General features: G+C 35.2%; 13 protein-coding genes and 1 pseudogene. 7 read left to right on the forward strand and 7 right to left on the reverse strand.

Translation table 11 applies throughout. The features are described 5' to 3' along the window. Positions 1-19: 19 nt before the first annotated feature. The gene (locus AC4AGG_RS00005) at positions 20-466 is read left to right on the forward strand and encodes a VOC family protein (protein WP_489770005.1); all 447 of its coding nucleotides are present in this window, start codon (positions 20-22) and stop codon (positions 464-466) included. Positions 467-702: 236 nt separating this feature from the next. On the opposite strand, the gene AC4AGG_RS00010 is transcribed toward AC4AGG_RS00005, so the two are convergent. The 4 genes from AC4AGG_RS00010 to AC4AGG_RS00025 all read right to left on the reverse strand — a co-directional run bounded on the left by AC4AGG_RS00010 (position 703) and on the right by AC4AGG_RS00025 (position 3,914). Next, positions 703-2,010, reverse strand: coding sequence for an ABC transporter permease (locus tag AC4AGG_RS00010; RefSeq protein WP_489769908.1), 1,308 nt, complete (start codon positions 2,008-2,010; stop codon positions 703-705). After that, entirely contained in the window at positions 2,003-2,926 is a 924-nt protein-coding gene (locus AC4AGG_RS00015; RefSeq protein ID WP_489769909.1) for an ABC transporter ATP-binding protein, read from the reverse strand. The genes AC4AGG_RS00010 and AC4AGG_RS00015 overlap by 8 nt, the downstream gene beginning before the upstream one ends. Before the next feature lie 66 nt (positions 2,927-2,992). Beyond that, on the reverse strand, positions 2,993-3,493 hold the full coding sequence (locus AC4AGG_RS00020) for an endonuclease V (RefSeq protein ID WP_489769910.1): 501 nt from the start codon (positions 3,491-3,493) through the stop codon (positions 2,993-2,995). A gap of 70 nt (positions 3,494-3,563) precedes the next feature. Continuing rightward, on the reverse strand, positions 3,564-3,914 hold the full coding sequence (locus AC4AGG_RS00025; RefSeq protein WP_489769911.1) for a T9SS type A sorting domain-containing protein: 351 nt from the start codon (positions 3,912-3,914) through the stop codon (positions 3,564-3,566). 130 nt (positions 3,915-4,044) lie between these two features. Between AC4AGG_RS00025 and hemB the strand changes: the two genes are divergently transcribed. The 4 genes and pseudogenes from hemB to AC4AGG_RS00045 all read left to right on the forward strand — a co-directional run bounded on the left by hemB (position 4,045) and on the right by AC4AGG_RS00045 (position 7,364). Further along, a complete protein-coding gene (gene hemB / locus AC4AGG_RS00030) occupies positions 4,045-5,037 on the forward strand; it encodes a porphobilinogen synthase (protein WP_489769912.1) in 993 nt (330 codons plus the stop codon). A gap of 44 nt (positions 5,038-5,081) precedes the next feature. Continuing rightward, the gene (locus AC4AGG_RS00035; protein ID WP_489769913.1) at positions 5,082-5,390 is read left to right on the forward strand and encodes a hypothetical protein; all 309 of its coding nucleotides are present in this window, start codon (positions 5,082-5,084) and stop codon (positions 5,388-5,390) included. 237 nt (positions 5,391-5,627) lie between these two features. Next, a pseudogene (gene lptB / locus AC4AGG_RS00040) lies at positions 5,628-6,353 on the forward strand (LPS export ABC transporter ATP-binding protein); the annotation flags it as partial. Positions 6,354-6,791: 438 nt separating this feature from the next. Next, entirely contained in the window at positions 6,792-7,364 is a 573-nt protein-coding gene (locus AC4AGG_RS00045) for a cob(I)yrinic acid a,c-diamide adenosyltransferase (RefSeq protein ID WP_489769914.1), read from the forward strand. A gap of 7 nt (positions 7,365-7,371) precedes the next feature. Here AC4AGG_RS00045 and AC4AGG_RS00050 read toward each other — a convergent pair whose 3' ends face one another. Both AC4AGG_RS00050 and AC4AGG_RS00055 read right to left on the reverse strand, forming a co-directional pair. After that, the gene (locus AC4AGG_RS00050; protein WP_489769915.1) at positions 7,372-8,556 is read right to left on the reverse strand and encodes a hypothetical protein; all 1,185 of its coding nucleotides are present in this window, start codon (positions 8,554-8,556) and stop codon (positions 7,372-7,374) included. A 166-nt stretch (positions 8,557-8,722) separates the two neighbouring features. After that, positions 8,723-9,145, reverse strand: a complete 423-nt coding sequence (locus AC4AGG_RS00055; protein WP_489769916.1) for a hypothetical protein — start codon at positions 9,143-9,145, stop codon at positions 8,723-8,725. 113 nt (positions 9,146-9,258) lie between these two features. Between AC4AGG_RS00055 and AC4AGG_RS00060 the strand changes: the two genes are divergently transcribed. Continuing rightward, on the forward strand, positions 9,259-11,715 hold the full coding sequence (locus AC4AGG_RS00060) for a hypothetical protein (protein ID WP_489769917.1): 2,457 nt from the start codon (positions 9,259-9,261) through the stop codon (positions 11,713-11,715). A gap of 47 nt (positions 11,716-11,762) precedes the next feature. Further along, the gene (locus AC4AGG_RS00065) at positions 11,763-12,020 is read left to right on the forward strand and encodes a hypothetical protein (RefSeq protein ID WP_489769918.1); all 258 of its coding nucleotides are present in this window, start codon (positions 11,763-11,765) and stop codon (positions 12,018-12,020) included. Between the two features lie 14 nt (positions 12,021-12,034). Here the strand turns inward: AC4AGG_RS00065 and AC4AGG_RS00070 are convergent, their stop codons facing one another. Next, positions 12,035-12,868 carry a type 1 glutamine amidotransferase gene (locus tag AC4AGG_RS00070; protein ID WP_489769919.1) on the reverse strand — a complete coding sequence of 278 codons (834 nt, stop codon included), beginning with the start codon at positions 12,866-12,868 and terminating at the stop codon, positions 12,035-12,037. Positions 12,869-12,877 lie beyond the last annotated feature (9 nt).

A 12,877-nucleotide genomic window follows, 5' to 3' on the forward strand; every position in this document is an offset into this window, starting at 1 on the left:
TTTTAAAACTATAAAAAACATGGCAACAGTTAACGTCTATTTAACTTTTAATGGAAATTGCGAAGAAACATTTAATTTTTACAAATCCGTATTCGGAGGAGAGTTTCCTTATATTGGAAGATTTGGGGATATGCCACCAATGGAAGAAGGAAAGGGAGTTGCACCAGAAGATGCTAACAAAATTATGCACGTTTCTTTACCAATTTCTAATGAGACGATGTTGATGGGAAGTGATACAGGTGGAGAATGGGCGTCGCATTTTCAAGCGGGTAATAATTTTTCGCTTTCCCTTAATGTAGATTCTCGCGAAGAAGCAGATTGTCTTGCTAGTGCACTTTCTGAAGGAGGTGTAGTAACAATGCCTTTAGCTGATACTTTTTGGGGAGCTTATTTTGGAATGTGGACAGACAAATTCGGGATCAATTGGATGGTCAATTATGATGATCCTGCAAAGCAGAACTTTTAGTTCTTAAGAACTATTTTTTTGAATGAGTGGAATACCGGAATTTTTTTTCCGGTATTTTTATTTGGTTGAAGAGATGGGTTAATATAGTTAAATCTTAATAATTTGTCATGATATATTTTTGTCATTCTGAACACAGACTGAAGGTCTGCGAACGAAGTTCCGAAGTGGAGTCGAAGAATCTATATAGATGCTTCCTTTGTCAGCATGACATTTTAAATAGATTTGACTATACTTTCCTAGCTTCGTATCCACTTCCAGATTTCCTTCATCGAAGCCTTGTTGCCATACATCAAGATTCCTACTCTATAGATTTTCGCAGCTACTTTTACCATTAATAAGGTCGAAATAATCAGCAAAAACATTGATAAAAGAATTTGCCAAAGTGGAACTCCAAAAGGGATTCTTGCCACCATTGCAACTGGGGAAGTAAAAGGAATAATCGATAACCAGAATCCCATAGGTCCGTCAGGATTATTGATGATACTGAAACTTCCGTACATCCCAATCATTAGCGGAATTACTGCAAAAAGAGTGAATTGCTGAGTCTCCGTCTCGTTATCAACAGAGGAACCAATAGCAGCGTACATAGAGCTGTAAAACACATATCCCAAAAGGAAGAAGAAAATAAAAACGAATATAATCAATGGAAAATTCATATTCAACAGAATATGAGATGCTTCCGTCATCATTTGTGGAAAGTCCATTTTATCCGTCATTTCTTGACCTTGAGGAACAGTTTTTTGCATAGCTCCAAATCCAGTATTGAAGAATATTGCTCCAATAACCGACATGGTAATCCAGACTGCAAACTGAGTCAAGGCAACTAAAGTAACACCAAGTATTTTTCCCATCATCAGGTCAAAAGGCTTGACAGAGGAAATGATAATTTCGACAACACGATTGTTTTTTTCTTCCAAAACACTTCTCATCACGCGAACTCCATAGATGATGATAAACATGAAAACCGTGTACATAAGTAACATTCCCAAAGCATACTTAACTCCAAAATCCATGTCCGTGTCAACGGAAGCATCTTGACCAATATTTTGACTTTGGAGATTGAAGTTTTTATTTAAATCTTTGATTTGCTTTTCGTTGATGTTTAAAGTTTTTATTTTTTCACTTTTCAGAATGTCCGAAAGGTCAGAAACAATACGCTGTTTGGTTTCGAATCCGAGGTTGGAGTTAGCATATAATTTCGAATTTTTCTCCAAGCTTTTGAAATCATTATTCTTGAATTCAGCGATAACCAATACTCCATCAGATGATTCTGAATTCTCAAGATTGTCAATAAGGACTTTTTGTGCCGCATCAGGCGCAAAGATATATTTTACTTTCTCGTCAGATTTTAATTTACCTTCAAAAAGACCACTGTGATCGACAATATTGATCGTATGTTGAGTTTCATTAGCCTTCATCATAAAAACGACAAAAGCCCCCAAGCCAATCATTAATATTGGTGCCAAAATCGTAAGGATGATAAACGATTTTTTCTTTACTTGAGTAAGATATTCACGTTTGGTAATGAGTGCAATATTATTCATGAGTGGTGTTTTTTTCGCTTACTGCATTAATGAAAACTTCATTCATACTCGGTATTTTTTCTTCAAAAGATCGGATACTCCCTAGTTGAGATAGTTCCGAAATAAGTTGGTTGCTGGAATGGGTGTTTTGAATCTGAAAGCTCACAATTCCGTCTTGCTCAGAATAGTTAGAGATAGGAAATTGCTCCTCGAAAACACTTAGTTTTTCATGGCTAAAATCCGTAAGACAAACATTGTAGATGTTCTGTTTGAAGTCTTCTCTTACTTGTCGAACTTTTCCGTCCAATATCTTCACTGAGTTGTTGATAAGTGCTACATAATCACACATTTCTTCAACGCTTTCCATTCGGTGAGTGGATAAGATGATGGTGGTGCCATCTTCTTTTAGTTTAAGTATTTGATCCTTGATGAGATTAGCATTCACTGGGTCAAATCCAGAAAAAGGTTCATCCAAAATCAACAATTGAGGGCGATGAAGAACCGTTACCACAAACTGTATTTTCTGAGCCATTCCTTTTGAAAGTTCAGAAAGTTTTTTCTTCCACCATTGATCAATTTGAAGTCGATCGAACCAAAGTTTGGCTTCCGTTAGCGCTTCGTTTTTGGACATTCCTTTCAATTCTCCAAAGTACAACAATTGATCTCCCACGGTCATATTTTTGTACAATCCACGCTCTTCTGGCATATAACCAATATTTCGGATATGTTTGGGTTGAAGAATTTCATTATTGATGAATATCTTCCCAGAATCCGCTTGAGTGATTTGATTAATAATTCGGATAAATGATGTTTTTCCGGCTCCATTGGGGCCAAGAAGACCATAGATACTTCCCGTTGGAACATCAATATTAAAATCACTAAGTGCGATTTTTTTTCCGAGGTTATAAGATTTGGTAACGTGTTCTGCTTTAAGCATAATTTTATGGGGTGGCTGTTTTGAAAGTTGCAAATTTATGAAATTCAACCTTAAGAAAAAGGAGTGCTAATCTTCTTTGGTTAATTGATCTAGTTTCTTGAGTAAATTTGGAAACCTATAATCTCCAAACATGTCTTTTACCAACTGAGCTACTTTGTTAGAGTCCAGCCCAATAGATGATACATACAAAGGATTTTTGCTATCTCCACGCAATACTTCAATCACCGTATTTTCGTTCTTCGCAAAGAATGTTTTGGCAACTCCAATCACTGGAATTTTTTCAAGTAGCGTCTCATATAGTTTTCCGCCAAGACCATATTCCATTTGGTTGTTGATATAGACATTGCCATCTACAAGAATAGCTTCCAAATTGGTAAGGTTAACTTGCTCAATGATTTTAAGTAGGCAAGGTAATTCTCTTTTATAAAATTCACCAGAGATGTAGTCATCCACGTCAGTGAGGTACTCGGTGATAATTGTGGAAGGAGTTTCGTCTTTCCAATTAAATAATATTCCTACTGCTTTCGCATGATTTTCCTTATAATGGACGTCAATTGCTAAAATCATTCTATGGTTCTAAAATAAAAAATGCAAACTCAGAGTCTGAATTTGCACCTAAAAGAAAGTCTTTTAAAATTTATTGTTTAATGATTTGGATCACTTTCTGAGATTGGTTACTCAAGGTGTACTTCATCAAATATTTTCCTGGACGCAATTTTTCAATGTTGATTTCTGAAGAACCAGCGTTAATGCTATAAGTTGCAACTTGAGTTCCGAGAATATTATAAAAAGCTACAGATTTAATCTTCAAAGAAGAATCTTTGGATTTTAACACCAATACATTTTTGGTAGGATTAGGAAAAGCCTGAACTTCTACATTGTCCTTGTCCTGCACTGGAGCTGCGTCACGCATACTCTGTGCTTGGAAAGAACCCGCAGTCCCCAAACCAAAAATGACAAATAATATAGTTAATAAAAATTTTTTCATATTTCTGACGTTTTAGTACACTTAACCAAAACTATATGCGAATATAGAAGTTTTTGTGATGCTACGCAATAGTTTTTTAAAATAAGTATAAGTAACTTTGCAACTGCAAACAGAATACCAAAAATTAGAAATGATAATTTTTTCAAGAAACAGAAGACTTAGAACCAACGAATCCATCCGTAGTTTGGTGAGAGAAACCACTTTAACCACTCAAGATTTCGTACTTCCGCTTTTTGTCATGGAAGGTGAAAATTTGGCAGAACCAATACCATCGATGCCCGGAATTTTCCGTAGAAGTATCGATTTGACAGTCAAAGAATGTAAAGAGATTTTTGATTTAGGAATCAAAGCGGTTAATCTGTACATGAAAGTTCCTGATCATTTGAAGGATAATTATGGTAATGAAGCTTGGAATAAAGATGGGTTGATGCAAAGAACAATTAGAGCTATCAAAGATGCAGTCCCAGAACTTATTGTGATGCCAGATGTCGCGCTAGATCCTTATTCGATCTATGGTCATGACGGAATTATTACAGATGGAAAGATTGATAATGACGCAACCAACGAATCTTTAGCAAGAATGTCTGTTTCCCTAGCTGAAGCTGGTGCAGATGTAATGGCTCCAAGTGATATGATGGATGGAAGAGTAGCCGCGATTAGAGAAGCATTGGAAGAAAATGGTTTTCCAAACGTCGGAATCCTAAGTTACGCGGCTAAATACGCAAGTTCGTTTTATGGGCCTTTTAGAAGCGCTCTGGATTCGGCTCCTAAGGATTTTCAAGAAATTCCGAAAGATAAAAAAACATATCAAATGGATTTTCATAATTCTCACGAAGCCTTAAATGAAGTGTACAAAGACATCGAAGAAGGAGCAGATATCATCATGATAAAACCAGGTCTTCCTTATTTGGATATTGTTGCAAAAGTAAGACAAGCTATTGATTTGCCAATCGCAGTGTACAATGTAAGTGGAGAATATGCTATGTTAAAAGCTGCAGCACAAAACGGCTGGTTAGACAATGACAAGGCAATTATTGAAAGTTTGACGTGTATCAAACGAGCAGGAGCGGATATGATTTTTACTTACGCAGCAAAAGAAGCAGCAATTTTGCTTCAGCAATAATAAAAGTATTGAGTTTTTCGTTAAAAAGTAAAAAATGCTTTGATATGCAAACTCATACACAAAAGCTGCTAGAGAAAAGAAACCGATACAATCCCTTTATTTTTTTGTTGTCGGCTTTAAGTTTTACCACTTTTTTGTTTTTCATCGATGAAGGATATTACAACTTCAATTGGATGAAAAATTGGGGAAGTTGGGTTGTTTTTGTGATTTATTCCCTTATATTTTTTGTGGTACAGGTGATTATCGCAATGATGTTGAATAAATTTTTGAAGTGGGGCGCCCTTTTTAATTCGATAACGGTTATTTGTGGCTTGATTTTGGGATTATTAGTTGGGATAATGATATTTAGGTAATTATCATTGAAAAAATGAAGTTGATTTTAAATAACATTCGCATTCGATATTGAGAGAGTCTAGAATTGGATTTATAATATATTGAGCAAAACATTTCATGTGTTTTGCTCAATTTTTTGTCTGTAATCGAAAATATAAGATTACGATATTTGACTGAAAGTAAAGATTTATAATGGTTGGATTATTGCTGTTGTAATTTATTTTTAGTAACTCATTAAAAATAGTAAATTTGCTCCTATGATTTTACGTGGCGAAAATTTAATAAAAGAATACGGGAAAAAGAAAGTTGTGAAAGGTGTTTCCGTAGAAGTTTCTCAAGGAGAAATTGTTGGGCTTCTTGGTCCTAACGGAGCTGGAAAAACGACTTCTTTTTATATGATTGTAGGTCTTATCAAGCCAACTCAGGGAAATATTTTTCTGGATCAAAAGAATATTACCAATCAGGCGATGTACAAACGGGCGCAGATGGGGATAGGTTATCTGGCACAAGAAGCTTCTGTTTTTAGAAAACTTACTGTGGAACAAAATATCTTAGGAGTTTTACAATTGACCAATCTTTCGGTAAGAGAACAACAGCGAAAATGTAATGAGTTGATCGAAGAGTTTTCTTTGGAACACGTAAGAAATAACAGAGGAGACTTACTTTCTGGTGGAGAGCGACGACGTACAGAAATTGCCCGTTGTTTGGCTACAAGTCCTAATTTTATTCTACTTGATGAGCCTTTTGCTGGGGTAGACCCAATTGCAGTAGAAGATATACAGAAGATTGTAAGAAGCTTGGTAGATAAAAATATTGGAATCCTAATTACTGACCACAATGTACAACAGACTTTAGCAATTACACATAAAACGTATATTATGTTCGAGGGAAGAATCCTTAAAGAAGGTCTTCCAAGGGATTTAGCGAATGACAAGCAAGTAAGAGAAGCTTATTTGGGAGAGAATTTCGTTTATCAGGATATTCTCAATAAGGATGCTAAAAAGGAGTATGTTTACAATATTTTTGGTGGCAATTTTGACTCGAAATTCGAGTTGCAGAATTATGTTGATGAGCATTTTGATTCGTCAGATAATTTGAAAGTGATGTATGGGTATGAAGATATTGGATTTGCTTCATTATCCAATTCTCAAGTTGAATTTGTTTTCGGGAATCTGGTGGATAAAAACTTGTACAATTCCTTTGTGTTTCAGAAGAAGCTTATGTCTTCGGAATATAGCTTGACAGTTGCAAGTGAAGAGTCTAAATCAAAATCAACTGGAAAGTTAGAATATTTAATTTCTAGTCCATTTTTAGAATAAAGTTTAATTTTTACCCAGGATTGAATTTTCAATTTTTAGGGATGAATAGGAATAAAGAAACCAAAGACCGATAATTCGGTCTTTTTTTTTAATTTTAAAGCTATGAAAATATATACAAAAACTGGAGATAAAGGTGATACTTCTTTGTTTGGAGGAAGACGAGTTTCTAAAGCGAGTGCAAGAGTAGAAAGTTATGGTAATATCGACGAGCTTAATGCTTTTATCGGTGTTGCGAAGAGTTTTATAGAGGATGAAAATGTTATTAGTCAGCTTAGAAAGATTCAGTTTGATTTATTTACAGTGGGGTCAGAGTCTGCGACTCCTATCGATCAATTGCTTTTGGCCAATGGGAAATCCAGATTGCCTTTGATGATTTCTGAAAACGAAATCTCCGAACTCGAAACTTGGATGGACGAAATGGAAGAACAATTGGAGCCCTTGCAGTTTTTTATTCTTCCAGGAGGAGGAAAGGCAGCGACCCATCTCCATGTTGCGCGTACTGTTTGTAGAAGGGCAGAACGTGGTTTGGTTTTTCTTAATGAAAACGAAGAAGTCCGTCCAGAATTGATTAAATATCTGAACAGACTTTCGGATTATCTTTTTGTTTTGTCTCGTTTTGTTTCCAAAATCTATGGTGAAACCGAAGAATATTGGAATCCAAATGATCGTAGTTAATTGAGGCTTAGTCTTTATCAAAAAAAGCGGTAGATCCACCAATCCAGATGGCGTCTTTTTTGTTGAAATCTACATTAACCATGGCAACTTTGGTCATTCTTACTAAATGTTCCATGAGTTTTGGTCGGTCGTCTTCCGGTTTCCAAATGTAAAGCAATCGGATTTCTGCTTTTGAAAACTCTCCGTTAATATCTTCAAAAAGAGGAGCGTAACTCACTTTTCTTTGAAGGATATAATTCTCCGGATCTTCTATTTTGTCTGTAATCTCTTTGGTTGGATTAAGGTTAACCCCACTTCCAGCGAAGGAGAACAATGGTTTTAATACAAAATCGCTTAAGTTTTCGTTTTCTGGAAACTCATGCAAGAAGTAACTTTTTGGAACGTATTGGTGCTGAAGTTTTGGCAACAAAAATTTAGAAATCTTGAAAAACCAATTAGGGTGCGTTACCCATTCTGCATCAATTTCATCAAGAAAGTCAAATTCTGTTTTCAAGTCGGGGACACGATGTAATTCGTCAAAAATTACACGGTTGTATATTCTTTTGACTTCAATCTTTTTTCCATCCTTTTCGTAGTACAATTTTCTACCTTCTTTTTTGATTTCTGAAAGGCAAACTGGTGTAATTCCCAATTTTTTCTCCGTTAGATAGAAGTCAATATTGGTTTTTTGTTTTTCAGGATAGATTTCTAGAAGAATGACGTTTTCTGGATTTTCGTTTCCAACCAAAAGTTCTTTCAGTTCTTGATAGTACTCTTCATCTGTCATTGGAGTTTTAAGCTCTTGAAGAAATGGATACACCTCCGAAAGTGTGTTCTCCAATTCTCTTTGGAAAGCGTAAAGAGTAGGAAAGGCCTGCAACTCGATAAGCTGTGGCTCTACAGTCCCGTTTTCGTTTTGACAAATTCCAAAATCTATCGTGAAAAAATGGGGTTGCAAAGTGTCATTAGGAACATTACAATGTGCAGGAACTCCTTTGGAGAGTTCTTCTGGTGACATTGCTTTAATTTGTGTGATGATGCTATCGCAAGCATCTTTGAGTTGGTTTTTGAATTGTGAAGTCAAAAAAATTGGACTTTCCGAGACTCGAAAAAGAGGAGCGATACCACCTTTCTCTGTTAAAGAATCAATAACTTGTTGATATTTTTCTTTTGAAAACTCTGTATTGAATTGTTCTCTGTACTTTGTAATCATGCTGTTTTTTTTGTTTATGATGATAAATATATTAAAAACTGTGACAAAATCAATTTTTTTATCAAAAAAAACCTGATGAAAAGTTTCATCAGGCCTGAGGATTGTGTGTCTTTTTTTGAAAATTTTTATATCAAAATATGTTTTTGTGTAATATATAAGTGAGAATTTAGTCTTTCTTGAATTCTAGTACATATTTAAGCCGATCCAATTTAGCTTCAATTTTTTTGATGTCAGCTTCGATATCCATTAATCTGTCGCTGCTTTTGTAATATTCTTTGTTGGCTTGCTCTGTCTTTTTCAAGATTTTTGAAGTTTCTTTTGCATCCTTCATTGTTTTTTCTGGGTGAGAAGAACTAAAGTCGTCCGTACTTCTATCAGATTTCACATTGTTTTTATCAGCTTCTTTTGCAAGCTTCTCATTTTTTTCTTTCTCCTTGATTAATTCAACTCTTTTGTTGAGGAGGTCAGTGTTGAGTTTTAAGACTTCTATTTTTTCCTTCAATTCAGTAGCATTGTCTTGAGCAAAAGCATTACCTCCAAGGAAAAGTAGACCTGCAATAATTAGAGATTTGGAAATTAGATTTTTCATTTTTACGGCGAGAGTTTAATTTTTTAGATATTTCTCTGGTATGTAAAAATTATGCCAAATAATTTCCGAAACTAGATTTACAATCGTATTTTTGATGAAGTTTTGTAATGACCATGAAGCAAATCACCTTCGCTTTTCTACTATTTTTGTGCGTTAATTATTTCGCGCAGAATAAGTTGAGCGTTTATGAGGAGGGGAGTCATACTCCAGTTTCAGGGGTAATTATAAAATGTCGTGATAAGGTTATTGGGAAAACCAATTCTCAGGGTCAACTGGATTTCAAAACCAAATGTACAAACCTTGATATTTCTAAACTGGGATATTATGAGCAGACGGTTTTGCTGCAAGATGAGATGGAGATATTTCTTGTGAAGGCAGAAACCAATGTGAAGCGCATCAATCAGATTATTATTGAAGATAAAAGCGATCCACGTGCTCTTGAAATCTTACGAAAAGTGAACGAAAATTTCGAGCGCAACTCGCCTCAAAGTTTTGAATCTTACTCTTGTAAGTCATATGATAAGATTACTCTGGATCTAGATAATGATTCTATTGACCAGTACAGCGCCTTTATCAATAATCGAATTGATTCGTTAAAAAACGTTCAAAGCAATGTTAAGCAAAGTAAAAAGGAAGAGAAAGATTCTTTGCTAGGAGTCGGCTTTATGAAGTTGATGGAGAGCAGTAAGTTTTTCTTGTGGGAAAGGGCGTCGGAGTTTAAATATTCCAAAAAATACGGTGAAAAAATCAATGTTTTGGATAATCGTGTTTCGGGTTTTCAGAATCCAGTGTACGAACTTTTAGCTTTCCGAACCAATAGAAATCGTATCCCGAATGAAGTGAAAGAGGAGAACAGAACTCTATATCGCTATTTTCTAACTGATACTATTGAAATTGATGGAAGGCAAAATTTTGTCATCCGTTTTCGGGAGATTGATAAGAAAAGGAGACTTAATCAAAACAAATTCAATGGGTACATTTATGTAGATATGCAATCTTATGCCATCAAGAAGCTGGAAAGTCGTAGTAAAATCGAGAGTGAAGGTAGTATTGTCAGTGTTTGGATTCCATTCGAAGATAAGTGGTTTTTGCAGAAGGAGAAAATTAGGATGAAGATGGGGATTATGGAGTTTAGTGAAAATGAAGAAAAAGGCAAGAAGGATGCTTCAAAAGTTTCTGTAAAGGAAAAGAAAAAGAAGAAGACTTTTGGAAATTACGCCTTCTTTACCTCGGAATATTTTGATTTCAAAACACCTATTCCTGAAGACCCGAAAGATTTTAAAGGATATTCTCTTTCCATTGATAACTCGGATGGTTCTCTTTTGGAGAAATACAGAACCGAACCTTTGACAGATCGAGAGAAGAATACTTACACCAATATCGACAGTCTTGGGCAGAAATATAAGTTAGATCAAAGAGTTAATGCATTAACGGCTTTGGTAAGAGGAAAGTTGAGGTTTGGTATTCTAGATATTGATTTGGGGAAAATTCTGATTCTTAATAAATATGAAAATGTAAGATTAGGAGCGGGTCTTAAGCTTAATGAAAGATTTAATAAATACCTTTCTCCAGATTTATATTTTGCCTACGGCTTCAAGGACGGAAGGTGGAAGTATGGTGTCGGTTTGGACGTCAGAACGACCCTCGAAAAGCACTCTGTAATACGTGTAGAATATTTTGATAAGGTGAGAGCAGCTGGTAATTTTAGCCAAAATCTTTGGAATTTTAAAATGACGATTGCTAACACAGGTATCGATCTCAATAATGGTAATTTTATTCACTACGAAGGATTCAAGGTTGGCTATGAAACGGACATTGCGAACAGCTTGTCTCTGAAGTTGGACGTGAGAAGAGAAAGAGAAGGAGCAAAATTTGGATATGATTTCAAAAATCTTGGAAATCGTTTTACAAATATCTCTACATTGCTTTCTTTGAAGTACAGTCCAAAATCTCAAAACGTGATGACGCCTTCTGGGAAATATACTTTTGATAATCAGGTTCCGGAATTGTATTTTAATTATGAACAAGGAATAAGGGCGTTGGATGGAGATTTGGATTATGCAAGATTAGATTTTTTATTTGTGCATCGCTTCAAGTGGAAGTATGGGAATACTGCTTTCCGTACTTACGGAGGTCTTACTATTGGAGATACCCCAATTTGGCATCATTATACGATGAATGGACTCTCCAGCGTAGAAAAAGACTTTAACTTTAACTTTACTTCTTTTCTTGGATTTGCGACAATGGAAGCAGGGAAATACTATAATGACCGGTTTGTTGGGATGTATCTAGGACATAGAATTCCTTGGTATTTCAAAAGTCTTGGGAAGAATGTTTCCAGCTTCGACTTCGTATATAGAGCTGCAATCGGAAATATGAAGAATACGCAATATCATGCCTTCGACTTCGAAAGGTTGAATCGCCTTTATCAAGAGATTGGATTCGAAAATAATAACTTCCTGTCTACTAGATTTGATTTAGGTTTCTTTTATAGGATTGGGCATTATAGAACGGGTCGATTTGGAGAAAACTTTGCAGTACAGCTCAAGTATATTGCATTGGAGTTCTAAAAGAAGTTTTAAATTTTGAAAATAGTAAAAGCGATAAATCAAGAATTATGAAAAGTATAGAAATTGATGCTCAGAAGTTTTTTGAAATGCTGAAAATGAGCGATGCATCGATGTGGGAAATTTTTTCTCAAATGATTGACGGAGAGGAGAAAGAGATTTTGTTTCTAGATTCCGAGAAAAAAGTAATGTTTAATTATATTCTACCAAAGACTTTGGAGAAATTGGAAGAGGATCGCAAGGTTTTCACCAAGGAATTTGCTGAAAAGATTGCAATGTTAAAAAAAATCAGAATCCGAGGATTCTGATTTTTTATTTCTAGTTAGGCTTCAACGAAACTTTTTTTTAAAATTTTTTCGGTTGCATAGTCGAGAAATCTTGGAAGGATTTCTTTCTGAGTCAATACAATTTTGTCAGGATCATCCAATCTGTCTATGGTTTCCAAGTATTTTTCGAGACCGAAGTTTTCAATCATTGCTTCGCGATTTTTTTCATCCTCAAGATTCTTCAACATCCCTTCTGGATTAGCTTCTGGATGGAATTGAGTTCCGAATATTTCGTCAGAAAAACGTACCGCCATCACTGCTCTTTCCAAATGGATATGAGGTCTTTCTTTTTCTAAAGCGACAATCTTCATTCCTAATTCTTCAAGTCTAGCATAATTAGGCTCAATAAACTGGTAAGCTCTTGAGTCAACAGCATAGAAAGGTTCTGGAAGATTCTTTAATAGGTAATCTTCTTCACCTTCATCGGTTTTATGAATGGGCATTACCCCAAAGGAATAGGATTTTCTTTTACAGATATTCCCCAAACCAAAATGGATAGAAGCCATCTGAAACGAATGACATATCAAAAACAAGAACTTTTTGGTTGCATGAACTTGGTTGTAATCAAAAATATTATCCAAAAAATCAGCATACAATTTTTCCCAAGCGTATCCTTCTCTGTGCGGATTTCCAGGGCCACCCGAAGAAATGAAAATATCAAAATCTTCAATATTGGGTATTTCGTTTTTGTATCTCACATCAAAGGTAGAAATCACCACTTCTTCATCGGAATTCTCCTTGAACATTTGTGATATTTCTTTGATGTTCTTGAATCCTTGATTGACATGGTTATTGTTCATATCCAATAAGGCCAAACGAATCTTCTTCATATACTTTCT

The organism is Chryseobacterium sp. CG10_8 (assembly GCF_058117085.1).

Excerpts from the sequence above, each read along its gene's own strand:
- AC4AGG_RS00020 (WP_489769910.1), bottom strand. The coding sequence starts at position 3,493 with ATGATTTTAGCAATTGACGTCCATTATAAGGAAAATCATGCGAAAGCA.
- AC4AGG_RS00060 (WP_489769917.1), top strand. The coding sequence starts at position 9,259 with ATGAAGCAAATCACCTTCGCTTTTCTACTATTTTTGTGCGTTAATTAT.
- AC4AGG_RS00050 (WP_489769915.1), bottom strand. The coding sequence starts at position 8,556 with ATGATTACAAAGTACAGAGAACAATTCAATACAGAGTTTTCAAAAGAA.
- AC4AGG_RS00045 (WP_489769914.1), top strand. The coding sequence starts at position 6,792 with ATGAAAATATATACAAAAACTGGAGATAAAGGTGATACTTCTTTGTTT.
- hemB (WP_489769912.1), top strand. The coding sequence starts at position 4,045 with ATGATAATTTTTTCAAGAAACAGAAGACTTAGAACCAACGAATCCATC.
- AC4AGG_RS00070 (WP_489769919.1), bottom strand. The coding sequence starts at position 12,868 with ATGAAGAAGATTCGTTTGGCCTTATTGGATATGAACAATAACCATGTC.
- AC4AGG_RS00065 (WP_489769918.1), top strand. The coding sequence starts at position 11,763 with ATGAAAAGTATAGAAATTGATGCTCAGAAGTTTTTTGAAATGCTGAAA.
- AC4AGG_RS00010 (WP_489769908.1), bottom strand. The coding sequence starts at position 2,010 with ATGAATAATATTGCACTCATTACCAAACGTGAATATCTTACTCAAGTA.
- AC4AGG_RS00055 (WP_489769916.1), bottom strand. The coding sequence starts at position 9,145 with ATGAAAAATCTAATTTCCAAATCTCTAATTATTGCAGGTCTACTTTTC.
- AC4AGG_RS00035 (WP_489769913.1), top strand. The coding sequence starts at position 5,082 with ATGCAAACTCATACACAAAAGCTGCTAGAGAAAAGAAACCGATACAAT.
- AC4AGG_RS00015 (WP_489769909.1), bottom strand. The coding sequence starts at position 2,926 with ATGCTTAAAGCAGAACACGTTACCAAATCTTATAACCTCGGAAAAAAA.
- AC4AGG_RS00005 (WP_489770005.1), top strand. The coding sequence starts at position 20 with ATGGCAACAGTTAACGTCTATTTAACTTTTAATGGAAATTGCGAAGAA.
- AC4AGG_RS00025 (WP_489769911.1), bottom strand. The coding sequence starts at position 3,914 with ATGAAAAAATTTTTATTAACTATATTATTTGTCATTTTTGGTTTGGGG.